The organism is Mycolicibacterium sp. ND9-15 (assembly GCF_035918395.1).
Classification (GTDB): Bacteria; Actinomycetota; Actinomycetes; order Mycobacteriales; family Mycobacteriaceae; genus Mycobacterium.
The window spans coordinates 3,704,301-3,729,732 of record NZ_CP142362.1; the positions used below are offsets into that span (position 1 = coordinate 3,704,301).

Genomic DNA, 25,432 nt, shown 5'->3' on the forward strand with positions numbered 1-25,432 from the left:
ACGTTGCCTCGAGCCGCTCACAGCTTGCGAAGCCGCAACCGGTTGATGGAGTGGTCGGCGTCCTTGCGCAGCACCAGCGTCGCGCGTGGCCGGGTGGGCAGGATGTTCTCGATCAGGTTGGGCCGGTTGATCGAATGCCAGATGTCGCGGGCGGCGAACACGGCCTGCTCGTCGGTGAGCGTGGCGTAGTGGTGAAAGTGTGACGCCGGATCCGCGAACGCCGTCGTCCGCAGGCCCAGAAACCGGTCGATGTACCACTGTTCGATGTCGTCGATGCGGGCGTCGACGTAGACCGAGAAGTCGAACAGGTCGGACACCATCAACGTCGGCCCGGTCTGCAGCACGTTGAGCCCCTCCAGAATGAGAATGTCAGGGTGCCTGACGATCTGTTTCTCCCCGGGCACGATGTCGTACAGCAGATGCGAGTACACCGGCGCACACGCGTATTCCGAGCCGGACTTGACCGTCGTGACAAACCGCATCAGCGCCCGACGGTCGTAACTCTCGGGAAAGCCCTTGCGGCCCATCAAGTTTCGCCGTACCAGCTCGTCGTTGGGGTACAGGAATCCGTCGGTGGTGACCAGGTCGACGCGCGGGTGGTGCTCCCAACGCGCCAGAAGTGCCTGCAGCACACGGGCTGTCGTGGACTTGCCGACCGCGACACTGCCCGCCACGCCGATGACGAACGGCACCGGCCGGTCCGGGTTCTGCGCCGGCTCGCCGCCGCCGTCACCCAGGAACTCCGCGGTCGTCGCGAACAACCGTTGACGCGCGGCGACCTGAAGATGAATGAGCCGGGCCAGCGGCAGGTAGACCTCTTCGACTTCCAGCAGGTCGACCTTCTCGCCGATACCGCGCAGCTTCTCCAGTTCGTCTTCGCTGAGCTTCAGCGGAGTCGACATGCGCAGATTTCGCCACTGACTCCGGTCGAACTCTACGTATGGGCTGGGTTCACTCAGCCGCGCCATGCGCCCAGTCTTGCATTTACCGTTGAGGTCATGGAGGCCAGCACCTCAGTTTCGGTGGTCCGCGAATATCTGCTGCTCGGGTTGCGCTTCGACCGGGTGGAGGAGGGCTATGTCGACTCGTTCACCGGCGATCCGGCCCTGCGGCGTGCGGTGGCCGCCGAGCCGCAGCCCGATCCCGCCGACCTGGCCAGGCAGGCCGACCGGCTGCGGGCGGAGGTGGCCGCGGTCGACGGGCTGGAACAGGCGCGGGCAGACTACATCGGCGCCCACCTGAAGGCGCTCGAGTGCGCCGGCCGCAAGTTCGCCGGCGAGCAGGTCGGATTCGTCGACGAGGTCGCGGCGTATTTCGACGTGCACATCACCAAGGGCGACCCGGAGCGGTATCGGCAAGCACATCGGCAGCTCGACGAGGTGTTGGGCGGCTCCGGTTCGCTCGCCGAGCGGATGCAGTCCTACCGAGCGGGCGAGGAGATCGCACCCGCGCGCCTGGAGGAGTGCATTCACGCGTTCTCGAGCGCCCTGCGGGACCGCGTGCGCGCCGAATATCCGCTGCCCGATGCGGAGACGATCACCTACGAGGTGGTCACCGACAAGCCGTGGTCGGGTTTCAACTACTACCACGGCGACTACAAGTCGACGGTCGCCGTCAACGCCGATCTCAAACAGCAGATGTCCAACCTGCCCCGGCTGGTCGCCCACGAGTCGTATCCGGGTCACCACACCGAGCACTGCCGCAAGGAGGCGGGTCTGGTCGAGGGCTTGGGCCAGGCCGAGCAGACGATCTTTCTGGTCAACACCCCGCAGTGTCTGATGGCCGAGGGCCTGGCGGACCTGGCCCTGTACGCGGCGATCGGCCCCGACTGGGGCGCCTGGGCTCGGGACATCTACGCCGACCTGGGGCTGCGCTTCGACGGCGAGCACGCCCAGGCGGTGTCGGAGGCCACGGCGGCCCTCGCCGAGGTGCGGCAGGATGCGGCGTTGATGCTGCACGACGAGCACCGCGACGTCGACGACGTCGTCGATTTCCTCAAGCGGTGGCTGCTCGTCAACGACGAGCGTGCCCGCCAGATGTTGCGGTTCTTGTCCTCCCCGCTGTGGCGCGCCTACACCAGCACCTACGTCGAGGGGTATCGACTGCTGCGGGGTTGGCTGGACGAGCGGCCCGCCGGCGTCAGCCTCACCCGCCGGTTCGGCACGCTGCTCGACCAGCCACTGATCCCGTCGGCGCTGCGGGCGGCCTGACGGCGCCGTTTATACCCGAGGGCCGTGCCCCGGACCCTGATGCAGAAACCGAAGGCCCAGGCGCGGAAAGTAGGCTGAGTCCATGGCTGCAGACCCGTCCGTGACCACCTCAGCGCCCGCGCCCGGAGCCGAGTACGCCGAGACCGCGAGCGCCGCCTACCGGGCCGCGTTGCAGGTCATCGAGTCAGTCGAACCGCGGATCGCGGCCGCAACCCGTAAAGAGCTTGCGGACCAACGGGATTCGCTCAAGCTGATCGCCAGCGAAAACTACGCCTCCCCGGCGGTCCTGTTGACCATGGGCACCTGGTTGTCCGACAAGTACGCCGAGGGCACGATCGGGCACCGGTTCTACGCGGGCTGCCAAAACGTCGACACCGTCGAGAGCCTCGCCGCCGAGCACGCCCGTGAGCTGTTCGGGGCGCCGTATGCCTATGTGCAGCCGCACTCGGGTATCGACGCCAACCTCGTCGCCTTCTGGGCGATCCTGGCGACCCGCGTCGAAGCACCCGAACTGGCCGAGGCCGGCCTCAAACACGTCAACGACCTGTCGGAGGCGGACTGGGAGAAGCTGCGCAACAAACTGGGCAACCAGCGGTTGCTGGGCATGTCGCTGGATGCCGGCGGTCACCTGACCCACGGTTTCCGGCCCAACATCTCCGGCAAGATGTTCCACCAGCACAGCTATGGCACCGACCCGAACACCGGGTTCCTGGACTACGGCGCGGTGGCCGATGCCGCCCGCGAGTTCAAGCCGCTGATCATCGTCGCTGGTTACTCCGCCTATCCGCGGCGGGTCGACTTCGCCAAGATGCGCGAGATCGCCGACGAGGTGGGCGCGACGTTGATGGTCGACATGGCGCATTTCGCGGGCCTGGTCGCGGGCAAGGTGTTCACCGGCGACGAGGATCCGGTGCCGCACGCCCACGTCACCACCACGACCACCCACAAATCGCTGCGCGGGCCGCGCGGCGGGATGGTGCTCGCCGCGCCGGAGTACTCCGACGCCGTCGACAAGGGCTGCCCGATGGTGCTGGGCGGCCCGCTGTCGCACGTGATGGCCGCGAAGGCGGTAGCGCTCGCCGAAGCCCGCCAACCCGCGTTCCAGCTGTACGCGCAGCGGGTCGCCGACAACGCCCAAGCCCTGGCCGACGGTTTTCTCAAGCGGGACGCGGCGCTCGTCACCGGCGGCACCGACAACCACATCGTGCTGCTGGATGTCACCTCGTTCGGGCTGACCGGCCGGCAGGCGGAGTCGGCCCTGCTCGACGCGGGCATCGTCACCAACCGAAACTCGGTGCCCGCGGACCCGAACGGAGCCTGGTACACCAGCGGTATCCGGTTGGGTACTCCCGCGTTGACCACGCGCGGTTTCGGGGCCGACGACTTCGACCGCGTGGCCGAGCTGATCGTCGACGTGCTCGCCAACACCGAAGCTGCGGAAGGAACCGCTGGACCTTCGAAGGCGAAGTACACCCTGGCCGACGGCACCGCCGAACGCGTGCACGCCGCGTCGGCCGAGCTGCTGGCGGCCAACCCGCTGTACCCGGGGCTGACGCTGTAAGCCGCGCGCCACGCCAGGCCGGGAAATTTTACGATTCCCACAGAATTGGGTTACTGTAACTGCATGGCACAGAAACCTGTACCCAATGCGCTGATCCTCGAGCTCGAGCCGGTCGTGCAGCAGGAGCTGCGTCGCCACATCGACTCCGAGGACCTCTGGTACGCCCATGACTACGTACCGTTCGACCAGGGCGAGAACTTCGCTTTCCTCGGCGGCCAGGACTGGGATCCGTCGCAGGTGACCCTGCCCAAAGACGTCACCGACGCGCTGGAGATCCTGCTGATCACCAAGGACAACCTCGCGGGCTTCCACCGCGAGTTCGTCTTCAGCTTCATCCTCGAGGAGAAGTGGGGCCGCTGGATCGGCCGGTGGACCGCCGAGGAGCACCTGCACGCGATCGCGCTGCGCAACTACCTCGTCGTCACCCGCGAGATCGACCCCGCCGCCAACGAGGACGTGCGCGTCGAGCACGTGATGAAGGGCTACCGCGCCGACACCTACAGCCAGATCGAGCGGCTCGTTTTCATGGCCTTCTTCGAGCGGGCGCACGCCGTCTTCTGCCGCAATCTCGAAAAGAAGATCGACGAGCCGGTGCTCAAGGCCCTCATCGGGCGCATCGCCCGCGACGAGGAGCGGCACGAGGAGTTCTTCGCCAACCTCGTCGCACACCTGCTCACCACCAACCGTGACGACACGGTCGAGGCCATCGCGCGACGCGCGGCCGAACTCCAGGTCGTCGGTGGCGACATCGACGCATACGCGGACAAGGTGCGGCGCATGGCCGAGTCCGGCATCTTCGGGCCGGAGCAGTTGCGTGAGGTGAGAACCGACCGGATCGCCGCATGGGGGCTGGCCGACGAGCCTTCGCTGACGCAGTTCACTTCGCGGTAACCGTAGCTACGGCGCGCCTGCGCGGCGCATGTGGCGCACCGGGAGTAGCGTCGCTTTCGATGGCTAGCGACGTGCTTTGCTGTCCGGGCGGTACCGATCGTTTCGATCAGGAAGGGACCGGCCCCGGTCTCAGTGCCGCAGTGTCCGCCGAAGGTTCGTGCGGGGCCGCGCGACCGCGAGGAGCGCCACGTGACTGAATCGGCAATCCACACCTACGTGCTCGACACTTCCGTGCTGCTGTCAGATCCCTGGGCCTGCACGCGCTTTGCCGAGCACGAGGTCGTGGTTCCGCTGGTCGTGATCAGCGAACTGGAAGCCAAGCGGCACCATCATGAGCTCGGCTGGTTCGCGCGTCAAGCCCTGCGGCTGTTCGACGATCTGCGGCTCGAACACGGTCGGCTGGACCAGCCGATTCCCGTTGGTGCACAAGGCGGCTCGTTACACGTCGAGCTGAACCACAGCGATCCGTCGGTCCTCCCCGCAGGGTTTCGCACCGACAGCAACGATGCCCGGATTCTGACCGTCGCGGCCAATCTCGCCGCCGAGGGTAAGCGCGTCACGTTGGTCAGCAAGGACATCCCGCTACGCGTGAAGGCGGGTGCGGTGGGGTTGTTGGCCGACGAGTACCACGCCCAGGATGTCATCACGTCAGGCTGGACGGGCATGGCCGAGGCCGAGGTCTGCGCCGACGATATCGATGCGCTGTTCGCCGAGGGCGAGACCGACCTCGAGGCGGCCCGAAACCTACCGTGCCACACCGGGATCCGCCTGCTCGGCGGTAGCTCTCACGCCCTGGGCCGGGTGACCCCGGAGAAGCGGGTGCGGCTGGTGCGCGGTGACCGGGAGGCGTTCGGGCTGCGCGGCCGCTCCGCCGAACAGCGAGTGGCGTTGGACCTGCTGCTCGACGAGACGATCGGCATCGTCTCGCTCGGCGGCAAGGCCGGCACCGGCAAGTCCGCGCTGGCGCTGTGCGCGGGTTTGGAGGCGGTGCTGGAGCGCCGTACTCAGCGCAAGGTCGTGGTGTTCCGTCCGCTGTACGCGGTCGGCGGTCAAGACCTCGGCTATCTGCCCGGTAGCGAGAGCGACAAGATGGGTCCGTGGGCGCAGGCGGTCTTCGACACGCTCGAGGGTTTGGCCAGCCCCGCGGTGCTCGAGGAGGTGTTGTCGCGCGGCATGCTCGAAGTGTTGCCGCTGACGCACATCCGCGGCCGCTCCCTGCACGACTCGTTCGTGATCGTCGACGAAGCGCAATCACTCGAGCGCAACGTGCTGCTGACCGTGCTGTCCCGGCTCGGTGCCGGCTCGCGAGTCGTCCTCACTCACGATGTCGCCCAGCGCGACAATCTGCGCGTCGGCAGGCACGACGGCGTCGCGGCGGTGATCGAAAAGCTCAAGGGCCACCCGTTGTTCGCCCACATCACACTGCTGCGCAGCGAACGCTCGCCGATCGCCGCGCTGGTGACCGAGATGCTCGAGGAGATCAGCCCCGGCGCGCTGCCCTGAACCGGTGGCTTCGGTGCGCTAGTAGTCGCTCAGCGATCGGTAGCGCACCGAAATCCCTGGCGGTGACGACTGCTACGGATGAGGTGGAGCAGCGAGACCAGGCCGAGCACCGCGAGTCCGGTGCCCAGGGCGGGCTGGCTGGCGGCCGTCGTGACCAGGGCGATTTCCGCGTCGGCCACGGTCGCGGGAGCTTCGTCGAGATGCACCGATCCTCCTGTATGGCGGATGACAGCGGTCCGACGGTAAGTCCTCGACCCTCGACGGGAAAATAGGGTGTTTCCCTATGTCTAGGCCCTTGTTTCGGGCTCGCCCGGCGGGGCGACATGGCGGCCCAGCTCGGCGCGCGACTTGATGCCGAGCTTGCGGTAGATGCGGGCGAGGTTGGCTTCGACGGTCTTGGGGCTGATGAACAGCGCGGCCGCGACATCGCGGTTCTTCATTCCGGATGCGGCGAGTTCGGCCACCCGCTGCTCGGACGGCGTCAGCGCCCCCTTGCGGTGTGGCCCGACACTCGCGCGAGAAAGCTCGGCGCGGGCCCGGTCCGCCCACAGCGGGATGTTGAGACGCTCGAAGATCTCCAACGCCTCCTGCAGGTGCGCCGCCGCCGACTCCTTCTTGCGCTGACGTCGCTCGATCTGGCCCAGGACCAGCAGCGTCCGGCCGCGCTCGAACGGCATCATCAGAGCGTCGTGTGTCGTCATCGCCTGCTGCGCCGCATCATGGGCGCGGTCGAGGTCGCCGAGGGCGGCCAGCAGCATGGCGCGCGACCGCGCCCCCACAGCGAGCATCCACTCGCGGTTCACCCTGCGGCCGTTGCGTTCCAGCGCCGCGACGAGCGGTTCTGCTTCGGCAAGGCGGTCAAGGTGGATCAGCGCATCGATTCCATCCGGCAGAAAAGAGGCATGGGGCGGCTCGGTGGGCGTGGACCGGGGGTCGAACCGCGACAACATCGGCTGCAGTGCGGCCACCGCGGCTTCGTAGTTGCCCAGCGACACCTCGAGAAATCCGAGGGCAGCCCGCACCCGCTCTGCGAGCCGGAAGGTTCCGGTGCGACTGGCACATTCGAGGGCAACGTCGATCGCACGCCGCGCGACGTCTTCCCGGCCGGCGAACGCGCTCAGCTGTGCCCGCAGGCTCTGGGCCACGAACTGCGGGGTGTCGCCCCCCAGCTGCCGCGCCTTCTCCAGGGCATCCTCGGCGACAAGGTTGGCCGAGACGAAGTCGCCGCGCTGCATTGCGTTCGTCGCCACATGCTGGCAGACGAACACCTGCTCGCCCTCTTCGCCCCTTTCCTGGCACCGGGCGCGGATCTTCTCCAGTTCCTCACGCGCTTCGTCGAGCCGGCCGGTCCATTCCAGCAGCAGCGCACGCTGCACCGTCGGCCGAAACACCAACGGGGCATACGCGTCGGGATCCTCCAACTGCAGCGCACGCTGCAAGGTTTCCTCGTCGCACCCCTCGCCCGCGGCGAACCGCAAGATGACCAGCATTCCGAGCGCCGAACTGAGCAGGTGCGGATTTGCAAGGCTCTCGGCGCCCGCGACCGCTTCCCCGGCGACCTCGAGCCCCTCCCTCAGTTGGGTTGCGTGAAAGAGCGTATACGCCAACGTGATTTGGGTCTGTATGCGCAACGCGAGGTTGTCGTGCGGTTCGTCTAACGCGTCGCGCAGCAGCTCCGCGCCCGCGATGAAGCCGTCCCCGTAGAGCCGCACCACGGCCAGCCGGCCCAACGCTTCTGCGCGCAACGCGCCCGCCGGCAGCTGTCCGATCGCCTCTTCGAGGACGGCTGCCGCCCGCTCCGGGTCACCGGCGTCGAAATGGTGTAGCGCCGAACGCAGCTGCCGGTCCGGGGTGCCGCCCCCGAGGCCGATCGCCAAGTCCATCAGTTCGGCAGCCGCGGCGGGCGCACCGCGCACCCGCGCCGAGTCCGCTGCCATGTCGAGCGCCTGCAGCGTGACCTCGTCACCTCTGGTGGTGGCCAGCGCCAGATGCCTGGCCCGCAGTTCGGGTTCGTCGACGAACTCGGCGAGCCGACGGTGCATCGCCCGACGACGATCGGGGGCGGCTTCGGTGTAGACACCGCTGGCCAGCAGCGGATGGGCGAACCGGATCCGGTTGCCGTCGAGGGTGATGATGCCCCTGCCCTCGGCGATCTCCAACAGCTCGACGAGCCGGTCTTCGTCGCCCGTCGTCGCGTTCGACACCAACTCCACCGTGGGCGCCGCAAGGCACGAGGCGGCCAACAGTGCGTCGTGCACATCGGTATCGAGCCTTCCGAGCCGGGAACTGACCACGTCGGCGAGGGTGCGGGGCAGCGGTGTGTCGGCGGCCGGGGCGCGTTCGTCGATGGAGCGCGCCAGTTCGATTGCGTAGAACGGGTTACCGCCCGACACCTGGTGTATGCGGCTGATAGTGGGACGCGAGAAGGGCCGCCGCAGCCGCGAGGAAACCGCCGCGTGCAGATCCTGAACATTCAACGGGCGCAACCGGATTCGGCTGACTGCCTCGGGCCTGGGCAACTGCAGCCAGCCGAGTCCCGCACCGTCGCCGGGCTCGGTCCGATGACTGGCGAGCAGCCCGGTGTGCCCGCTGAGCCGCCGTACCGCGAACGCGATCACGTGCCTGCTCGACGGGTCGAGGCACTGCAGGTCGTCGATGGCCAGCAAGACGGGTCGCTCGTCGGCGAGGCGCTCGACCACCGACAGGAACGCGGCAGCTACGGCCCGCTGGTCGGTCACCGCATCCTCGTTTGCCCGCAGCAGGACCTGGTCGACCGCGAGCAGCTGAGGCGTCGGCAGCTCGGCCCAGGCGCGGGGGCCCGCCTCGTCAAGCAGGTCGGCCAGCGCGGTGTAGGCGAGCACGGATTCGGCAGCCGCCGGACGTGTCGAGAGCACGTGGAATCCGCGCTCCCGCGCCTGGTCGACGACGGCCGACCACAGCGTGGTCTTGCCGATCCCCGCCTCACCTTCGATCAGCAATGCCGACGGACCGACCGCCAACGAGTCCAGGAAGGCAGCGACGGTGCGCTGATGTGTCGACTGGCCGATCACCACGTTCCCTGGCACATCTTCACAATTTCAGCTGATCCCAACATAGCGTGACGTTTCTATACTCGTGACCATGCGACATCACGCGGGCAGCGGGACAGGGAGGGCGAGAATCCTCAGCGATCGTCGTCTTTCACCTTGGCCATCGCCAGCACGTCGAGGCGCTTGTCGAGTTCCTCCTCGGACAACTTGTCACCGATCAGGCCCCGGTCGATGACGGTTTGCCGGATGGTCTTCTTCTCTTTGAGCGCCTGTTTGGCGACCGCGGCGGCCTCTTCATAGCCGATCGCCGAGTTCAGCGGCGTCACGATCGAAGGCGAGGACTCCGCGAGCTCACGCAGGCGGTCCTCGTTGGCCACCAGGCCGTCGATGCACCGCTCGGCGAACAACGTCGAGGAGTTGGTCAAGATCTTGAACGACTCGAGGATGTTGCGGGCCATCATCGGGATGTAGACGTTGAGCTCGAAGGCTCCCGATGCGCCCCCGAAAGCGATCGCGGCGTCATTGCCGATCACCTGTGCGGCCACCTGCGTGACCGCCTCGGGGATCACGGGATTCACCTTGCCCGGCATGATCGAACTGCCCGGCTGTAGATCCGGCAGTTGGAGTTCGCCGAGCCCGGTCAGCGGCCCCGAGCCCATCCACCGGATGTCGTTGGCGATCTTGGTCAGCGAAACGGCGATCGTGCGCAGCGCGCCCGACGCCTCGACCAGCCCGTCGCGGGCGGCCTGGGCCTCGAAGTGGTTGGCCGCGACGCGCAGTTCGGCCAGGCCGGTCTGCTCACTGAGCACGGCGACGACGCGTTCGTCGAAATCGTCGGGGGCGTTGAGGCCGGTGCCGACCGCGGTGCCGCCGATCGCCAGCTCACCGAGTCGGGGCAGAGTCGCCTTCACCCGTTCGATGCCGGCTTCGACCTGACGGGCGTAACCGCCGAACTCCTGGCCCAACGTCACCGGAACGGCGTCCATCAGATGGGTGCGACCGGACTTCACCACGGTGCGCCACTGCCGGGCCTTCGTATCGAGCGACTCGTGCAACACCTCCAGCGCCGGGATCAGATGGCGCACAGCGGCTTCCGTCGCGGCGATGTGCGTCGCGGTGGGGAAGGTGTCGTTCGACGACTGCGACATGTTCACGTCGTCGTTGGGGTGCACGGTCACGCCGTTGCGCGCGGCGATGCCCGCGATCACCTCGTTGGTGTTCATGTTCGAGCTGGTGCCCGAACCGGTCTGGAACACGTCGATGGGGAACTGGTCGTCGTGCAGACCGTCTGCGATCTCACCGGCCGCGGCGATGATCGCGTCCGCCTTCTGCGGGGCCAGCAGCCCGAGGTCCTTGTTCACCTGCGCACAGGCACCCTTCAGCAGGCCGAGAGCCCGGATCTGGGTGCGTTCGAGGCCACGGCCGGAGATCGGGAAGTTCTCCACCGCGCGTTGCGTCTGCGCACGCCACAACGCGTTGACCGGCACCCGGACCTCGCCCATGGTGTCGTGTTCGATCCGGTATTCGACATCGTCATTCGAGGTCGAGTCGACGCTCATGTGTGCCCTTCTCGTGTCGGTGATCTACGGCAGCGGGTAGACGGCGTTGCTGTCGCCGGTGAAGTCGATCGCGGAGTATTCGTTCAGCTTGGACAGCCGGTGGTAGGCCTCGATCATCCGGACGGTGCCCGACTTGGACCGCATCACGATCGACTGCGTGGTGCACCCACCGCTGTAGAAGTGGACACCCTTGAGCAGATCGCCGTCGGTGACGCCGGTGGCGGCGAAGAACACGTTGTCGCCGGAGACCAGGTCCTCGGTGGTCAGCACCTTGTCGATGTCGTGGCCGCGGTCGATGGCCTTCTCGCGCTCTTCGTCGTCCTTGGGCGCCAGCTGGCCGTGGATCGCGCCGCCCATGCAGCGGATCGCAGCGGCCGCGATGATGCCTTCCGGGGTACCGCCGATACCGACCAGCATGTCCGTGGGCGTGTTCGGCCGGCACGCCGAGATCGCGCCGGCGACGTCGCCGTCGGTGATCAGCCGGCAGCGGGCGCCGGCGGCGCGCACGTCGGCGATCAGCTGCTTGTGCCGCGGCCGGTCCAGAATGCACACCGTCAAGTCCGACACCGAAACGTTCTTTGCCTTGGCCACCCGCCGCACGTTCTCGCCGATCGGGGCGGTGATGTCGATGGCGTCGACGGCGTCCGGGCCGACGGCGATCTTGTTCATGTAGAACACCGCGGACGGGTCGAACATGGTCCCTCGCTCGGAGACGGCCAGCACCGAGATCGCGTTGGACAGGCCCTTGCTCATCAGCGTGGTGCCGTCGATGGGATCCACGGCGAAGTCGCAGTCCGGTCCGTCGCCGTTGCCGACCTCCTCGCCGTTGTAGAGCATCGGTGCGTTGTCCTTCTCACCCTCGCCGATCACGACCACGCCGCGCATCGATACCGAGTTCACCAGTTCGCGCATCGCGTCGACCGCGGCGCCGTCGCCGCCTTCCTTGTCACCGCGACCCACCCAACGGCCTGCGGCCATCGCGCCGGCTTCGGTGACTCGAACCAGTTCCAAGGCGAGGTTTCGGTCGGGTGCTTCACGGCGTGTGGGGCTCATGCGCCAGATTGTCCCATCTGTCGGTCCACCTTCGGGAGCTGGGATACTGGCACCGTGACGACGCAACAGCCGCAGCCGGCTCCCAAGCCTGCGAAGTCGCGGCTGCTGCACGACGGCCGGGACATGTTCTGGTCGATGGCGCCGTTGGTGCTGGCCTGCATCGTGTTGGCCGGGATGCTGGGCATGTGCTCGTTTCAGGCCCGCGGCCCTGGTCAGGGGCCGGCCCCGTCCCACGACGCACCCGCCGCGCTACGCGCCGACGCCGACGCGCTGAAGATCCCGATCCGGGTGCCGCAGCTGCCCGAGGGGTGGATGTCGAACTCGGGGAGCCGAAGAGGCATCGAGGCCGGCCGCACCGACCCGGCCACGCGGCAGCCGGTGCGCGCCGTGAGCTCCACAGTCGGTTACCTCGCCCCGAGCGGGATGTACGTGAGCCTGACCCAAAGTAACGCCGACGAGGAGAAGCTCGTCGGATCGCTCGACTCGGATGTCGTGCCGACCGGGGTGCGGGACGTCGACGGTGTGCGCTGGGTGGTCTACGAGGGAAGCGACGAGGACGGCAAGCCCGCCGAACCGGTGTGGACCACGCGGCTGACCGGCGCGACCGGGCCCGCGCAGATCGCACTGACCGGCGCCGCGGATGCCGACGAGTTCCGTACGCTGGCGGCGGCGACGCAGGCCGCTTCGCCGCTGCCCACCCCGTAACGGACGGAGAACCCGTTGACCGAAACCGCTCCGGAAGCCGACCTCACCGGGTGGACCGCCGCGCCGTTCACGGCGTCCGGCTACACCCACGACGTCTACCGCAAGGGCGAGGGCCCCGGCGTGGTGCTCATCCCCGAGATGCCCGGCGCGCATCCCGGCGTGCTCGCTCTCGGAAACCACCTCGTCGACAACGGGTTCACCGTTGCGATACCGTCGCTGTTCGGCACACCCGGCGCGCCACCTGTACGTCCGGCCATGGTGCCGATCATGGTGCGCGGGTGTGTGGCCAAGGAATTCGCCGCGTTCGCCACCAACGCCGACCGGCCCGTCGCGCATTACCTGCGCGCGCTGGCCCGCGACCTCAACGAGCGGACGCCAGGTAAGGGTGTCGGCGTGATCGGTCAGTGCTTCACGGGTGGGTTCGCGCTGGCCGCGGCGGTCGACGACAGCGTGCTCGCCCCGGTGCTGAGCCAGCCGTCGCTGCCGTTGCCGCTGACACCGAAGCAGCGCCGCGACCCCGGACTGTCCGAGGCGGAGTTGAAGGTCGTCGAGCGCCGGGCCGCCGACGAAGGGCTGTGCGCGTTGGGATTGCGCTTCAGCGAGGACCCCTTGGTGCCTGCGGAGCGCTTCCAGACGCTCAAGGACCGGCTCGGCGACGCGTTCGAGGTGATCGAAATCGACTCCGGTAAGGGTAACGAGCACGGGTTCGCCAAGATGGCCCATTCGGTGCTGACGCTGGAAATGCGTCAGCGGGAAGGGCATCCGACCGACGCGGCACTCAAACGTGTGGTCGCGTTCCTCAAGGAGCGGTTGACTTAGGAGCGTCGGGTTCCGGCGCCTCGTCGTCGATCGAATCGTCGTCGGCTTCCTGTTTGCCGCGGGCCTCTCTGATCCGACGGCCGAACCACCAGAACGGGTTTCGGCGCCTGGGCTTCTCGTCGGCGGCGTCGGGGCGCTGCATCGGCACGCCCTTGTACTCCTCTAAGTAGACGCTGATGGTGGTGACGATGACGATCATCAGCACCGGCCCGATGATGATGCCCCAGGCCCCGAACATGCTGATTCCGGCGAACACGGCGAGCAGCATGAGCGCGGCGTCGAGGCGGGCCTCGCGCGGTACCAGGATGGGCCGCAGGAAATTGTCGATGTTGGTCACCACGATCAGGTGGAACAGGACGACGAACACGCCGCCGAAGATGTTGCCGAACAGGATCATTCCGATCCCGAACGGGATCGTGACGATGCCGCCGCCGAGGGGGATGATCGACAGCGCGGACAGCAGCACGGCGAACAGGAAGAAACCCTGGTGGAAGCCGGCCAGATAGATCGACCCCGCACCCGCGACGCCCTGGCAGACCGCGATGACGAACTGGCCCATCACGGTGCCCTTCACCATCGCGCCCATCTTGCCCATGTAGACGTCGGTGACGTCCTCGCCGAGGGGGTTGAGTTGGCGGATCATCGTCACTACCCGGTCGCGGTTCGTCAGCAGCGAGACGAACACATAGAGGAACAGGATCGCCGCGGTGACACCGCCGAACACACCGCCCGCCGCCCCCTGCAGCAGGCTCAGCAGCCACTGGCCCGCCTCCTGGGCGACCTTCGTCATCGATTCGCGCAGCGATTCGGGGGTGACCGTGGTGTCGATGAATGGCACGCGGCGCAGCAGGTCGTTGACGAACTCCAGCGCTCGATCGCCGAGGGCCGAGAGGTCGGTGCGGTCGACCCACTCGGCCACTCGCTCCACCATGGTCGTGATCTGCACGACGGCCAGCGTCACGAACAGGCCTAACGGCACGATCACCGCGGCGATCGCGGCGAGCAGGGTCAGCGTCGCCGACAACCCGCTGCCCATCCGGCTGTTGAGCCGCCTGTACAGCGGCGAGAACAGGTAGGCGGCCACGGCGCCCACCACGATGAGGATGAAGTACCCGCGCAGGAAGTACGCGCCGAACGCGATCGCGACCACGGTCGCGACGGCCAGCGCGCGGCGCTGAGATTGCGAGAACTCGGTGTCCATTGCCGCTATGTCTACAGCGTGTCGGACCTCGCTTGCGCTTGTTTGGCGCGTTGGCCGGCGATGAACCGCATCGACACCCGGTTCATCAGCGTCGGCGCGAACCGCGCGAACATCCACTGCGCGTACGCGATGCGGGGTTTTATCAACAGTGGCTTGTTCTTCTCTACGGCTCGCAGCACGTCGCTTGCGAGGCGGTCGGCGTCGTAGGGTTTGCCGCCCTGGGCTTGCAGGAAGTAGTCGCGACCGACGAACCCGCCGACGGCTCCTTTGTCCAGGATCGGCGTCTCGACGGCAGCGGGGCAGACGGCGAGTACCCCGACGCCGCGCGCAGCGGCCTCCGAGCGCAGTGCCAGGCTCATTCCGACGACGGCATGCTTGCTCATCACGTAGCTGGTGACCTGTCCGGCGGCGGTCAGTCCGGCCATCGAGGCGGTGTTGACGATGTGGCCGTGGCCTTGGCGCACCATCAGCGGATAGGCGGCGGCCACCCCGTGCACCACGCCGCGGATGTTGACGTCGATGATCGCGTTCCACTGGTCCAGCGTCAGCAGTTCGGTGTCGCCGCCCCAGACGATTCCGGCGTTGTTGAACATCAGGTCGAGCCGGCCGGCCCGGTTCACCACCTCGTCGACGGCCGCCTGCACCGCCGCCGCGTCGGTGACGTCCAGGCGTGCGGCGCGGGTGTTGGGACCGAGGGCCGACGCGGTCCGCTCGGCCGCGTCACCGTCGACGTCGGTGCAGACCACCTCGGCGCCCGCTCGCACGAGCGCCCGGCACAATGCCGCGCCGATACCCGATCCGCCACCGGTGACGATCGCTTGCTTTCCGGTGAAACTCATCGCTGCCTGTTCTTCGCGCGAGCGCTCATCACTGCGTCGCGAGCCTCATCACATGGCCCATCACATCGGGATAGCGCTTCATGTGGGCGCCGCCGTTGAGGTCGAGCACCTCACCGGTCAGCCAGGACGATTTCGGCGAGCACAGGAACAGCACCGCTTCGGCGACGTCCTCAGGGGTCCCCGCGCGGCCGAGCGCGGTGTTCTCGACGTATTCCTCGACGACGCCGGGGACGGCCGCGGCGGGCGCGGTCAGCGGCGTGTGCACGAACCCGGGCGCGACCGCGTTGACGCGGATGCCCCGCGGGCCGAGTTCCAGCGCCGCCACCTGGGTCAGCATGGACAAGCCGGCCTTCGCCGCGCAGTACGCGCTCATCCCGGCGGCGGGTTGGCGCGCGTTTAGTGAGGTGATCGACACCAGCACACCGCCTTCGCGCAGGGTTCGGCCCGCGTGTTTGGCGACGATGAAGGCGCCGTTGAGGCAGACGTCGATGACCGCGCGGAAGTCCTCGACGGCCATGTCGACGATCATGCCGACGTTGCTGAAACCCGCGCAGTTGACCACGATGTCGAGCGGGCCGGCCCGTTCGAACAGCGCCTGCACCGATGCTTCGTCGGTGACCTCGACGTGCGCGGCGGTGTGCGGGTCGCCGAGTTCGGCGGCGTGCTCGCGGGCACCGTCGACGTTGCGGTCGGCAAGCGTGACGCTGTCTCCTTCCGCGGCGAGAGCACGCGCCGTCGCCAAGCCGATCCCCGACGCCGCGCCGATCACCATCGCGGTGCGCCCGTTGCTCATACAGTTGCCCTTTCGACGTTGGTCGCTCTCAACCTAGCGCTTAGACGGTCGACCGCGCGAAACTGTGTTCCCGCAGACCGCTACTCGAAGTTTCTCTGCTGGAACACAGTTTCGGCCGAATATCTCAGGGCACGATCACTGCGCGGCCGCGAACCTTGCCGTCCTGTAGATCGCGGTATGCGCGGGGTGCGTCGTCGAGGGAGTACGTGGTCGACTCGACATGCAACATGCCTCGGGCTGCCAGCTGGAGCAACTCGACGAGCTCGGGACGGGTCCCCCAGTAGGTCGTCTGGATGCTGACCTCGTACGGCTGAGAGAAGAACGAGAGAGGGACCGAGCCACCGGCGATGCCGACGATGGTCGCATCGCCGAGTGGCCTGGCGGCGGCTCGGGACAGCTCGATCGTCGCCTCGGCGCCGACGAAGTCCAGCAGCACGTCCGCGCCCCGGCCGCCGGTGAGGTCTTTGATGGCCTCGGCCGCCGTCGCGTCCGACACGACGGCATGATCGGCACCGAAGCGTGTGGCGAGTTCGAGCGCCTCCTTGCGGTTGTCGACGGCGATGACCATGGCGGCCGTCGTCGCCTTCACGAGTTGCAGCGCCATGTGGCCGAGGCCGCCGACGCCGATCACCACGACGGTCGACGTCGGTGTCGTCTTCGGCCACGACCGGCGGATCGCGTGGTACGGCGTCAAACCCGCGTCGGTCAGTGGCGCCGCGGTCACCGGATCCAGCCCGTCCGGAAGTGGCACCAGCAGTCGCTCCGCGGGCACCAGCAGGTACTCCGCCATACCGCCGTCAAGCCCGAGTCCACCGCCGCCGCTGACGACCGGTGCGGCGGCGGGGTTCTCGCAGTAGTTCTCTGCCCCCTGCTGGCATCGCCCGCACTTGCCGCAGCCCCACGGGCCGTAGACGGCGACGGCATCACCTTCCGCGACCGTGACGACTCCATCACCCACCGAGTCGACCCAGCCGGCGTTCTCGTGGCCCAGAGTGAACGGCATCTGCCACGGCATCATCCCGGCGTCGAAATCGTGCATCAGGTGCAGGTCTGAGTGACAGGCTCCCGCTCCGCCGATCTTGACGACGACCTGTCCCGGTCCGGGGGTGGGCTTCGGCACCTCGACGAGTTCGGGATCGGTCTTCCAACCGGTCAACCGCAATGCCTTCATGGCGCCTCTCACGTGAGATCGGAAAACCTGTGTCCAGTCGGAACGTTAGGTGGATACCCGTCACGTCGTGGCGATACACGGACATCCGAGCCGAACCTGAGCGACTCAGCCACGCCGAGATCTACACCAGGGTTGTCGCCGCGACGATTTCAGGACCACTGTGCAGTAATCGGTGGACCCGATCAGGTCAGTGCACGCAGATTGTCGACCACCCTCGTCAATTATCCGGTGCTGGCCCCGATTTCGTCGAGTCCGCCGACGACCGGTCGCATTGCCGACGATGACGTGCTCGAGACCGTTGGCGGCGAAACCGGCGATCGCTGGAAATCCCCGGGCCGGCTGGACACTCGCCGATTGGGACGGTGTGCCGACGGCGGGCGGTACGGACACCGCGAGTCTGGACACCATCAGGGCGATGCCGCCGGATGCCAATTCCCACATCTCGGTCTGCAAGGCCACTCAGCGCGCGGCTGGATCACGCGGCGCTGACCAACAGCGGCACAGGAAGTCACTGCGCTGGCGACGCTGCCGTGACGATTCCGTCGACGGTGTCGATGTGCGCGCGCACCAGTGCGGGGTAGCGCTCGCGGTCGGGACGGAAAATATCGTGCGGCGAGTCGGCGAACACGTGCAGTGACGCTGCAGGGAACAGGTCTCGGTAGCGGTTCCAGGCGGCATCGTCGATCAACGGGCTGTTCGGACTGCGCACCACCAGCAGCGGGGGCTGCCACTGCGCCAGCGGCTCCCAGAAGGACTGCCGGCGCGCCGCACGAAAGACCGCCTCGCCGGCGGCACGGTTCACCCGTTCGTGCACCGGCGTGCCACGCCAGCGACCGTCCAACAAGAACGTCGAGACCTCCTGCGGCAGCGTGATCTCCTCCGGCACATAGTCGCCGATCGAAATCGACCGGACCCGTTCACGCACGTCGAGCGCCCAGGCCAGTGCATAGGGGGTGCCCCGGGAGAACGTCATCAGGTGTACCGGCCCGTCGGTGACCGAGTCGATCACCGCGGCGACGTCGCGTCCGAGTGTTCCTGAATCGTAACCGCTTTCGGGCGCGCTGCTGCGCCCATGGCCGCGCAGGTCGACAACCAGCGTCCGCCGGCCGAACAGCGGCAGCACCTCGAGGTAGTCGTCGGCGACATCGGTGAAGCCCGGTACGAAGACCAGGGGCGCTCCGCGGTCGGGTCCGCCCGAGTCGAGGTAGTGAAGGTGCGCACCGGCGCTGGTTGTGAACCGTGATTCGACCATCACCACCACCATGCCCGGTCAGTGCCTTCGGTGCTGCCGAACACCTTCGAAGCCTCGACGCAACGAGCACCCCGGTGGCCGGAAGGTGATCGACAGGTACGACAAAGTTGTGGGCAACCTGGCGTATCGCTGACTCAGCCCTCGGGCGGGGCGGAGGCGGCGACGCTCACCGCCGGCTCCTTCGAGGCGTTCTTCATCTGGTGGAACAAGTCGACGTAGTAGGGCAGGCATTCGGCCATCGCCTGCTCGGTGGTGAACAGCGGCCGGTAACCGAGGTCACGTTCGGCCTTGGCGATGGAGAAGTAGTTGTCGAGGTAAAGCCGTTCCACCGCAAGGGGTTCGACCATCGGCTTGGGTAGCCCAAAGCGGAAGTGCAACCACTGCCATATCGTCATGGCCAACCACACCAGGCGGCCGGGAACGCGGATCTTCGGGTAGCGCTGGCCGCACGCCTCCACCACCGGGCGGGAGAACTCGAACATGTTGATCGGTTCGCCGTCGTTGATGAAGTACGCCTGGCCGGGGGCGGTGCCGCCGGGAACGAGGTGCTGCGCAGCGAGGATGAAGCCGTGAATCAGGTTGTGCACGTAGGAGTTGTCGAGTTTGACGTTCTTGCCGCCGACCAACACCTTGACGTGTCCGGCGAGCACGCTTTCGAACACCTTGCGGAACATGGTCTGATCGCCGCGGCCCCAGATGCCGCTCGGCCGGATCGAACAGGTGAGCAGGCCGTCGACTCCGTTCTGCGATAGCACGAAATCCTCCGCGGCGACCTTTGTCTCGGTGTACAGGTCATTGAATCGCTCGGTGTAGGGCAGCGTTTCGTCGCCACCGGAGATTCGCTTGCCGCCCATCACCACGCTGTTGGACGCCGTGTAGACGAACCGCTTCACGCCGGCGGCCCTGGCCGCACGCACGAGGTTCTCGGTGCCGGTGACGTTGATCGCAAAGCTGCGCCTGCGGTACTCCTCGGTGACCGAGGCGCCACCCATCAAATCGATGATCGCCGCGGTGTGGAACACGGTGTCGACGCCCGCGACCGCGGCCGCCGCACTGTCGGGGTCGCAAATGTCGCCGTCGAACACCTCGAGGCGAGGGTGTGTCGGCAGCGGCGAGGGGACACGGTCGAAGGACCGCACCTCGTATCCGCGCTCGAGCAGTTCGGTCACCAGGTTGGCGCCGACGAACCCGGACCCGCCTGTCACGAGGACCCGGCCCAAGTCGGTGGTCAGCGTGGAGTCACCCATGCGGGGCAGCTTAACTGAAACGTGTTACAGTTTCGACCCCCGAAGCGGAGGTTGATTGCGCTCTCAACTGTCGCCGGGTTCTTTGGCCGCCAGGGCGTCCTCGATTCGCTTGCGAGCTCCAGCTAAGTGCTCCTCGCATCGTTTAGCGAGTTCTTCGCCTCTTTCCCAAAGCTTCAGCGATGTATCCAGGTCGAGTCCGCCCTGTTCGAGCTGCTGGACGACTGCGACCAGCTCATCCCGCGCCTCTTCGTAGCCCAACGCACTAACAGGCTTCATTTCGTCGCCCCTTCCGACCCCTCGCTGACTGCGGTGACCGCCCCGTCGGACAGCCGCACTCGAAGCCGCACCCCGGGCGGGGCGTCGGCCGTCGAACGCAGCACCGCAGCGTCCGGCATCGTCTGCACGACCGCGTATCCGCGCGCCAGCGTCGCCGCCGGACCCAGTGTGCTCAACCGCGCCGAAAGATGCCCGATGCGATCGGTTTCGCTGGCCACGAGCCGCGCTATATCGCGCCGGGCGGTGGTGCGCAATCGGTCGACCTCGTCGGCGCGCGCGGTGATCGCCGCCAACGGCTGCGCCAGCACGGGCCGGCTGCGCAACTGGTCGAGGATGTGCTGCTCGCGATGCACCCAGTTGCGCAGCGCACGCCCACCGCGTCGGCAGAGGTCGGTGATGAACGCCTGCTCGGCGGCCGCGTCGGGGACGATGCGCTTGGCCGCGTCGGTTGGCGTGGCGGCGCGCAGGTCGGCGACCAGATCGCACAGCGGGTTGTCGGGTTCGTGACCGATCGCGCTGACCACCGGGGTGGTGCACTTGGCGATCTCGCGGCACAGGGTCTCGTCGTAGAAGGGCAGCAGGTCCTCGACGCTGCCACCGCCGCGGGCGATGACGATCACGTCGACGTCGGGGTCGGCGTCGAGTCCACGCAGTGCCTCGACGACCTGGGGCACGGTGTTGGGGCCCTGCACTGCGGTGTTGCGAACGGCGAACCGCACCGCGGGCCAGCGGTCGGTGGCCACCGAGATGACGTCGTGTTCGGCATGACTGCCGCGGCTCGTGATGAGGCCGATGGTGTCGGGCAGGAACGGAATCGGCCGCTTGAGCCGCGGGTCGAACAGCCCCTCGGCGTGCAACAGCTGGCGCAGACGTTCGATACGCGCCAACAGCTCGCCGACACCTACCGCGCGAATCTGGTTGACCCGCAACGAAAATGACCCGCGACCGACGAAGAAGTTAGGCCGTCCGAGCATGACCACCCGGGTGCCCTCGGTGAGTTTCACGGGCGCGTTGAGCACGAGTTCTCGCGGGCAGGTGATCGACAGCGACATGTCGACGGACGGGTCTCGAAGGGTGATGTACGCAGTGCTGGAGTTCGGCCTGGTGGACAGCTGGGCGACCTGTCCCTCGACCCAGACCGTGCCGAGTCGCTCGATCCAGTCCTTGATCTTCATCGAGACGGAGCGCACCGGATACGGGTTGTCCGGGGACTGGCCCTGCTCGGCGTCGGTCATCTTCCCGGCCCCGCTGCGATCCGCCGATGGTCAGTCGGCCGGCTCACTTGGTGGACGCGCGGGTGATCCTGTTGGCGAGCAGGGTCTGGAACGGGGCGCGGCCCTTGGTGGTCTCCTCATAGGCCAGCAGCGCCTCGAGGTCGGCCACCCGCAGCGTGTTCAACCGTGCCCGCAACTGTGCCAGCGTGAGCGACTCGTAGTCGAGTTCCTCGACGATCTCGGGCGCCTCACCGATCGCCAGGCCCGTATCCGCGCCGTCATCCTCGAGTGCCGACTGCGGCTCTCCGTTGCTGAACAGCGCAAAGCGACCCTCGGTCATACGTTCGCCCTGGGTGGGAGTCTCGGTTCGGGTACCGGAACCGTCGAGATCCTCGTCGAAGGTGGCCCACTCGGGCTGCTCGTCCTTGGGCGGGAAGATCGACTCGAGGGTCTCGTCACCCCTGTTGACCAGGTCGGCGACGTCCTGCTGAAACTTCATCACCAGGTGCGCCAGCTGACTGACGATGGTCATCGGGTACATCAGGATGGTCTGTGGCAGCTTGCGGGTTTCCTCGATGGCGGTCACCGCCGCGCCAACCAGCAGACGGACCCCATACGGTGCGGTTGCCATGGCCCCCAGCCTACGGCGGGTGTCTCGGCTGGTCCGGGTGGGTCGCGGATGCGTACCCTGAAAGGCATGCCGCCGACTATCAACATGGGGATTCCGGGTGCCTCCAGCTCGGTGACCGGTGGCCCCACCGGCAAGCGGGTGCTTTTGGCCGAACCGCGTGGTTACTGCGCGGGGGTGGACCGCGCGGTCGAGACTGTCGAGCGCGCGCTGGAGAAGCACGGGGCCCCGGTCTACGTGCGCCACGAGATCGTGCACAACCGGCACGTCGTCGACACCCTGGCCAAGGCGGGCGCCATCTTCGTCGACGAGACCGACGAGGTGCCCGAGGGCGCGATCGTGGTGTTCTCCGCGCACGGCGTGGCGCCGACCGTGCACCAGACCGCCAAGGAGCGCGACCTCCAGGTCATCGACGCGACCTGCCCGCTGGTCACCAAGGTGCACAACGAGGCCAAGCGGTTCGCCCGCGACGACTACGACATCCTGTTGATCGGCCACGAGGGCCACGAGGAGGTCATCGGCACCGCCGGGGAGGCACCCGAGCACGTCCAGCTCGTCGATGGGCCGGAGTCCGTCGAGAACGTGACCGTGCGCGACGAGAACAAGGTCATCTGGCTGTCGCAGACCACGCTGAGCGTGGACGAGACCATGGAGACGGTGCGCCGACTGCGGGAGAAGTTCCCGACCCTGCAGGACCCGCCGAGCGACGACATCTGTTACGCCACCCAGAACCGCCAGGTGGCGGTCAAAGCGATGGCACCGGAATGTGAGCTGGTGATCGTCGTCGGGTCGCGCAACTCGTCGAACTCGGTGCGGCTGGTGGAGGTTGCGCTGGGCGCCGGCTCTGATGCCGCTCACCTCGTCGACTACGCCGACGACATCGACCCCGCGTGGCTCGATGGAGTGACGACGGTCGGCGTCACCTCGGGCGCCTCGGTGCCGGAGATCCTGGTGCGCGGTGTGTTGGAGCGGCTGGCCGAGTACGGATACGACGTGGTGCAGCCGGTGACGACGGCCAACGAGACGCTGGTGTTCGCGTTGCCGAGGGAGATCCGCCCCGCCCGGTCCTGAGCCTTCTCAGCGTGAGGAGACCTAAGCGTGCCCAAAAATAGCCTGTTTCAGGGCACTTTCGTGGCTGGTCGCCGGCGGCTCCGGTGACGGACGGCCGAGCCGGACTCAGATGTCGTACTCCCAGGAATCGGCTTCCACGTCGCGCGCGCTCCGGCGGCGGGTGCGGTACTCCGTGGGGCCGTCGGCCTCTTCGCCCCGGTAGCGCACTCGCGAGATCGGGTGATGCGTCCCGTTGCCGTTCCTGTCATGTGGCTCGCGCGGCTGGTAGTCGTCGAAGCGGCGCCGCCGCTCCGGGCGCTCCCCGGCGCGGTCATAGCCGGCGCGCCGCTCGGACGGGGGAGGACCGGGCTGACGTGGGTTCGCCGGGCGGGGCCTGCGCCGAGGCTGGGCGGGCGGTGGCGGCGGCTCAGCGTGCCTGCCGGAGCGGGTGCGGCGCGGACGCTCGGCGACCGGCTCGATGATCTCGGTCTCGGGCGGTCGGGCATGGCGCGATCGCGACGTCGGGGTCCGGCTGGTCGGCCGACCGCTGCGGTTAGCCGCCGCTGCTCTGCCGGTTCGCGGCGCCGTCCTGCTGGTTCGGGTGGACCGGCTCGCGCCGTCGGGGCGCTTGCGGCGCGGCGCGGCGACAACCTCGTCATCCTCATCGTGGCGGTGGCGCTCGAGCAGCGAGGAGATCTTGGCCGTCAACGCCGCCACCAGAGCCGGCTTCGGCTCGTGGCGGACATCGTCGGTGGCCCGCGGGGACGCGCGGCGGGCCGACATGCCGACGTACCAGCGGGCCATGCCGGTCAACAGCACGACCGCGGACGTGAAAAACATCAGCGGAAAGCGCTCGATCAGCGGATAGCCGCAGTTGATCGCCAGATCCTTCATTCCGGTGAATTGCCCGCCGGTGAACAGGAAGTAGGAGCCTGGCACGGTGACGAACAGGAGCAGCGGCGGCTGGATCACCGCGGTGAACAGCGCTTCCTGTCGGACCGCCAGAACCGCGGCGAGGCAGCCGAGTACGTAGCACGCCGCGAAAACGGAGCTGAGTTCTTTGCTGCCCGACCCAGCGTCGAACGCGAACCCGATAGTGGTCGCCGTGACCGCGATCAACACAGCACCCCAGCCGGGAACACCCGGGAAATTGGGATGCGCGGAGCGATGGTCGGCGCTGACCGCCGGCCGTGCGCGCTGTGCTGACACAGGTAGACCGTACCGGCTTTCGCTACGTGTGGCTGTCAGCGCGGTTCTCGCGCGCGCGTCACAGTCTCCTAGACTCTGGACCCTGTGAGCTTGAACCTGGGAATCGTCGGCCTGCCGAACGTCGGTAAATCGACGCTGTTCAACGCGTTGACGCGCAACGACGTGTTGGCGGCCAACTACCCGTTCGCCACGATCGAGCCCAACGAAGGTGTCGTGCCGCTGCCCGATCCGAGATTGGCCGAGCTCGCCAGGATGTTCGGGTCGGAAAAGATTGTTCATGCGCCGGTCACCTTCGTTGATATCGCCGGGATCGTCAAGGGCGCGTCCGAAGGCGCCGGGCTGGGCAACAAGTTCCTGGCCAACATCCGCGAGAGCGATGCGATCTGCCAAGTGGTGCGGGTGTTCAGCGACGACGACGTGGCCCACGTCGACGGCCGCATCGACCCGAAATCCGATATAGAGGTCATTGAGACCGAGCTGATCCTCGCGGATCTGCAGACGCTGGAGAAGGCGTTACCGCGATTGGAGAAGGAAGCCAGGACGCACAAGGAACGCAGGCCGGCGTATGAGGCCGCCGCGGCGGCGCAGGAGATTCTCAACGGCGGGACGACGTTGTTCGCCGCAGGAGCCGAGAAGCCGGCGACATCCGGCTTGAGCGTGGACATCGCGCCGTTGCGAGAGCTGAACCTGCTGACGACCAAACCGTTCCTGTACGTCTTCAACGCCGACGAGGCGGTGCTGACCGACGAATCCCGCAAGGCGGAGCTGCGCGAACTGGTCGCGCCTGCCGATGCGGTGTTCTTGGACGCGAAGATCGAGGCCGAGTTGCAGGAACTCGACGACGAGTCCGCCGCCGAGCTGCTGGAGTCGATCGGACAGACCGAACGTGGGCTGGATGCGTTGGCGCGGGCCGGTTTTCACACGCTTAAGTTGCAGACATTCTTGACCGCCGGCCCGAAAGAGGCCCGCGCGTGGACGATTCACCAGGGCGACACTGCGCCGAAGGCGGCCGGGGTCATCCACACCGACTTCGAGAAGGGCTTCATCAAGGCCGAGATCGTCTCCTACGACGACCTGATCGCGGCCGGATCGATGGCCGCGGCCAAGGCGGCGGGCAAGGTCCGCATGGAGGGCAAGGATTACGTCATGCAAGACGGCGACGTGGTCGAGTTCCGGCACGGAGGAACGTCAGGTAGCGGGAAGAAATGACCTTCTCTTCACA

23 protein-coding genes are annotated in these 25,432 nt (G+C 67.4%); 8 read left to right on the forward strand and 15 right to left on the reverse strand.

Annotation, left to right across the window (positions count from 1 at the left end):
* Positions 1 to 17 precede the first annotated feature (17 nt).
* Positions 18 to 968 carry a type I pantothenate kinase gene (gene coaA, locus QGN32_RS17620; protein ID WP_326545597.1) on the reverse strand — a complete coding sequence of 317 codons (951 nt, stop codon included), beginning with the start codon at positions 966 to 968 and terminating at the stop codon, positions 18 to 20.
* Between the two features lie 30 nt (positions 969 to 998).
* On the opposite strand from coaA, the gene QGN32_RS17625 reads away from it, so the two are divergent.
* The 4 genes from QGN32_RS17625 (at position 999) to phoH2 (ending at position 6,165) form a co-directional block, all read left to right on the forward strand.
* Positions 999 to 2,210: a DUF885 domain-containing protein gene (locus tag QGN32_RS17625; protein ID WP_326545598.1), complete on the forward strand. Its 1,212-nt coding sequence runs from the start codon at positions 999 to 1,001 to the stop codon at positions 2,208 to 2,210.
* Between the two features lie 82 nt (positions 2,211 to 2,292).
* Complete coding sequence (locus QGN32_RS17630) at positions 2,293 to 3,771, forward strand: glycine hydroxymethyltransferase (RefSeq protein ID WP_326545599.1); 1,479 nt, start codon at positions 2,293 to 2,295, stop codon at positions 3,769 to 3,771.
* A gap of 63 nt (positions 3,772 to 3,834) precedes the next feature.
* Positions 3,835 to 4,662, forward strand: coding sequence for an acyl-ACP desaturase (locus QGN32_RS17635; RefSeq protein ID WP_326545600.1), 828 nt, complete (start codon positions 3,835 to 3,837; stop codon positions 4,660 to 4,662).
* A 189-nt stretch (positions 4,663 to 4,851) separates the two neighbouring features.
* Entirely contained in the window at positions 4,852 to 6,165 is a 1,314-nt protein-coding gene (phoH2, locus tag QGN32_RS17640) for an RNA 5'-3' helicase PhoH2 (RefSeq protein WP_326545601.1), read from the forward strand.
* 29 nt (positions 6,166 to 6,194) lie between these two features.
* Here phoH2 and QGN32_RS17645 read toward each other — a convergent pair whose 3' ends face one another.
* The 4 genes from QGN32_RS17645 to glpX all read right to left on the reverse strand — a co-directional run bounded on the left by QGN32_RS17645 (position 6,195) and on the right by glpX (position 11,806).
* Positions 6,195 to 6,371 (reverse strand): hypothetical protein, encoded by a 177-nt coding sequence (locus QGN32_RS17645; protein ID WP_326545602.1) that lies wholly within the window; start codon positions 6,369 to 6,371, stop codon positions 6,195 to 6,197.
* Between the two features lie 81 nt (positions 6,372 to 6,452).
* Positions 6,453 to 9,230 (reverse strand): helix-turn-helix transcriptional regulator, encoded by a 2,778-nt coding sequence (locus QGN32_RS17650; RefSeq protein WP_326545603.1) that lies wholly within the window; start codon positions 9,228 to 9,230, stop codon positions 6,453 to 6,455.
* A 98-nt stretch (positions 9,231 to 9,328) separates the two neighbouring features.
* Positions 9,329 to 10,753 (reverse strand): class II fumarate hydratase, encoded by a 1,425-nt coding sequence (locus tag QGN32_RS17655; protein WP_326545604.1) that lies wholly within the window; start codon positions 10,751 to 10,753, stop codon positions 9,329 to 9,331.
* Positions 10,754 to 10,777: 24 nt separating this feature from the next.
* Entirely contained in the window at positions 10,778 to 11,806 is a 1,029-nt protein-coding gene (gene glpX / locus QGN32_RS17660) for a class II fructose-bisphosphatase (protein WP_326545605.1), read from the reverse strand.
* A 54-nt stretch (positions 11,807 to 11,860) separates the two neighbouring features.
* On the opposite strand from glpX, the gene QGN32_RS17665 reads away from it, so the two are divergent.
* Positions 11,861 to 12,511: a DUF4245 domain-containing protein gene (locus tag QGN32_RS17665; RefSeq protein WP_326545606.1), complete on the forward strand. Its 651-nt coding sequence runs from the start codon at positions 11,861 to 11,863 to the stop codon at positions 12,509 to 12,511.
* A 15-nt stretch (positions 12,512 to 12,526) separates the two neighbouring features.
* Positions 12,527 to 13,330 (forward strand): dienelactone hydrolase family protein, encoded by an 804-nt coding sequence (locus QGN32_RS17670; protein WP_326545607.1) that lies wholly within the window; start codon positions 12,527 to 12,529, stop codon positions 13,328 to 13,330.
* Here the strand turns inward: QGN32_RS17670 and QGN32_RS17675 are convergent.
* The 9 genes from QGN32_RS17675 to QGN32_RS17715 all read right to left on the reverse strand — a co-directional run bounded on the left by QGN32_RS17675 (position 13,311) and on the right by QGN32_RS17715 (position 21,954).
* Positions 13,311 to 14,531: an AI-2E family transporter gene (locus QGN32_RS17675; RefSeq protein ID WP_326545608.1), complete on the reverse strand. Its 1,221-nt coding sequence runs from the start codon at positions 14,529 to 14,531 to the stop codon at positions 13,311 to 13,313. The genes QGN32_RS17670 and QGN32_RS17675 overlap by 20 nt on opposite strands.
* 11 nt (positions 14,532 to 14,542) lie before the next feature.
* Positions 14,543 to 15,370: an SDR family oxidoreductase gene (locus QGN32_RS17680; RefSeq protein WP_326545609.1), complete on the reverse strand. Its 828-nt coding sequence runs from the start codon at positions 15,368 to 15,370 to the stop codon at positions 14,543 to 14,545.
* Between the two features lie 28 nt (positions 15,371 to 15,398).
* A complete protein-coding gene (locus QGN32_RS17685; RefSeq protein WP_326545610.1) occupies positions 15,399 to 16,163 on the reverse strand; it encodes an SDR family NAD(P)-dependent oxidoreductase in 765 nt (254 codons plus the stop codon).
* A 124-nt stretch (positions 16,164 to 16,287) separates the two neighbouring features.
* Positions 16,288 to 17,334 (reverse strand): NAD(P)-dependent alcohol dehydrogenase, encoded by a 1,047-nt coding sequence (locus QGN32_RS17690; RefSeq protein ID WP_326545611.1) that lies wholly within the window; start codon positions 17,332 to 17,334, stop codon positions 16,288 to 16,290.
* A 508-nt stretch (positions 17,335 to 17,842) separates the two neighbouring features.
* Positions 17,843 to 18,586 (reverse strand): alpha/beta fold hydrolase, encoded by a 744-nt coding sequence (locus QGN32_RS17695; protein ID WP_326545612.1) that lies wholly within the window; start codon positions 18,584 to 18,586, stop codon positions 17,843 to 17,845.
* Positions 18,587 to 18,720: 134 nt separating this feature from the next.
* The gene (locus tag QGN32_RS17700) at positions 18,721 to 19,833 is read right to left on the reverse strand and encodes a 3-beta-hydroxysteroid dehydrogenase (RefSeq protein WP_326545613.1); all 1,113 of its coding nucleotides are present in this window, start codon (positions 19,831 to 19,833) and stop codon (positions 18,721 to 18,723) included.
* Between the two features lie 63 nt (positions 19,834 to 19,896).
* Positions 19,897 to 20,109 carry an exodeoxyribonuclease VII small subunit gene (locus QGN32_RS17705; RefSeq protein WP_326545614.1) on the reverse strand — a complete coding sequence of 71 codons (213 nt, stop codon included), beginning with the start codon at positions 20,107 to 20,109 and terminating at the stop codon, positions 19,897 to 19,899.
* Positions 20,106 to 21,344: an exodeoxyribonuclease VII large subunit gene (xseA, locus tag QGN32_RS17710; RefSeq protein ID WP_326545615.1), complete on the reverse strand. Its 1,239-nt coding sequence runs from the start codon at positions 21,342 to 21,344 to the stop codon at positions 20,106 to 20,108. Before xseA ends, QGN32_RS17705 begins: the two co-directional genes overlap by 4 nt.
* A 43-nt stretch (positions 21,345 to 21,387) precedes the next feature.
* On the reverse strand, positions 21,388 to 21,954 hold the full coding sequence (locus QGN32_RS17715) for a lipid droplet-associated protein (protein ID WP_326545616.1): 567 nt from the start codon (positions 21,952 to 21,954) through the stop codon (positions 21,388 to 21,390).
* Positions 21,955 to 22,020: 66 nt separating this feature from the next.
* Here QGN32_RS17715 and QGN32_RS17720 point away from each other — a divergent pair, with 66 nt between their 5' ends.
* A complete protein-coding gene (locus tag QGN32_RS17720; RefSeq protein ID WP_326545617.1) occupies positions 22,021 to 23,022 on the forward strand; it encodes a 4-hydroxy-3-methylbut-2-enyl diphosphate reductase in 1,002 nt (333 codons plus the stop codon).
* Between the two features lie 105 nt (positions 23,023 to 23,127).
* Here QGN32_RS17720 and QGN32_RS17725 read toward each other — a convergent pair whose 3' ends face one another.
* Positions 23,128 to 24,210 (reverse strand): DUF6542 domain-containing protein, encoded by a 1,083-nt coding sequence (locus QGN32_RS17725; protein WP_326545618.1) that lies wholly within the window; start codon positions 24,208 to 24,210, stop codon positions 23,128 to 23,130.
* Between the two features lie 84 nt (positions 24,211 to 24,294).
* Here QGN32_RS17725 and ychF point away from each other — a divergent pair, with 84 nt between their 5' ends.
* Positions 24,295 to 25,419, forward strand: a complete 1,125-nt coding sequence (ychF, locus tag QGN32_RS17730; protein WP_326545619.1) for a redox-regulated ATPase YchF — start codon at positions 24,295 to 24,297, stop codon at positions 25,417 to 25,419.
* The last annotated feature ends 13 nt before the right edge of the window (positions 25,420 to 25,432 follow it).

Coding starts and splice junctions, on each gene's coding strand:
- QGN32_RS17700 (WP_326545613.1), bottom strand. CDS start 19,833: ATGGGTGACTCCACGCTGACCACCGACTTGGGCCGGGTCCTCGTGACA.
- xseA (WP_326545615.1), bottom strand. CDS start 21,344: ATGACCGACGCCGAGCAGGGCCAGTCCCCGGACAACCCGTATCCGGTG.
- glpX (WP_326545605.1), bottom strand. CDS start 11,806: ATGAGCCCCACACGCCGTGAAGCACCCGACCGAAACCTCGCCTTGGAA.
- QGN32_RS17655 (WP_326545604.1), bottom strand. CDS start 10,753: ATGAGCGTCGACTCGACCTCGAATGACGATGTCGAATACCGGATCGAA.
- QGN32_RS17685 (WP_326545610.1), bottom strand. CDS start 16,163: ATGAGCAACGGGCGCACCGCGATGGTGATCGGCGCGGCGTCGGGGATC.
- QGN32_RS17705 (WP_326545614.1), bottom strand. CDS start 20,109: ATGAAGCCTGTTAGTGCGTTGGGCTACGAAGAGGCGCGGGATGAGCTG.
- coaA (WP_326545597.1), bottom strand. CDS start 968: ATGGCGCGGCTGAGTGAACCCAGCCCATACGTAGAGTTCGACCGGAGT.
- QGN32_RS17635 (WP_326545600.1), top strand. CDS start 3,835: ATGGCACAGAAACCTGTACCCAATGCGCTGATCCTCGAGCTCGAGCCG.
- QGN32_RS17630 (WP_326545599.1), top strand. CDS start 2,293: ATGGCTGCAGACCCGTCCGTGACCACCTCAGCGCCCGCGCCCGGAGCC.
- QGN32_RS17625 (WP_326545598.1), top strand. CDS start 999: ATGGAGGCCAGCACCTCAGTTTCGGTGGTCCGCGAATATCTGCTGCTC.
- QGN32_RS17675 (WP_326545608.1), bottom strand. CDS start 14,531: ATGGACACCGAGTTCTCGCAATCTCAGCGCCGCGCGCTGGCCGTCGCG.
- QGN32_RS17720 (WP_326545617.1), top strand. CDS start 22,021: ATGCCGCCGACTATCAACATGGGGATTCCGGGTGCCTCCAGCTCGGTG.
- QGN32_RS17695 (WP_326545612.1), bottom strand. CDS start 18,586: ATGGTCGAATCACGGTTCACAACCAGCGCCGGTGCGCACCTTCACTAC.
- QGN32_RS17715 (WP_326545616.1), bottom strand. CDS start 21,954: ATGGCAACCGCACCGTATGGGGTCCGTCTGCTGGTTGGCGCGGCGGTG.
- QGN32_RS17680 (WP_326545609.1), bottom strand. CDS start 15,370: ATGAGTTTCACCGGAAAGCAAGCGATCGTCACCGGTGGCGGATCGGGT.
- QGN32_RS17690 (WP_326545611.1), bottom strand. CDS start 17,334: ATGAAGGCATTGCGGTTGACCGGTTGGAAGACCGATCCCGAACTCGTC.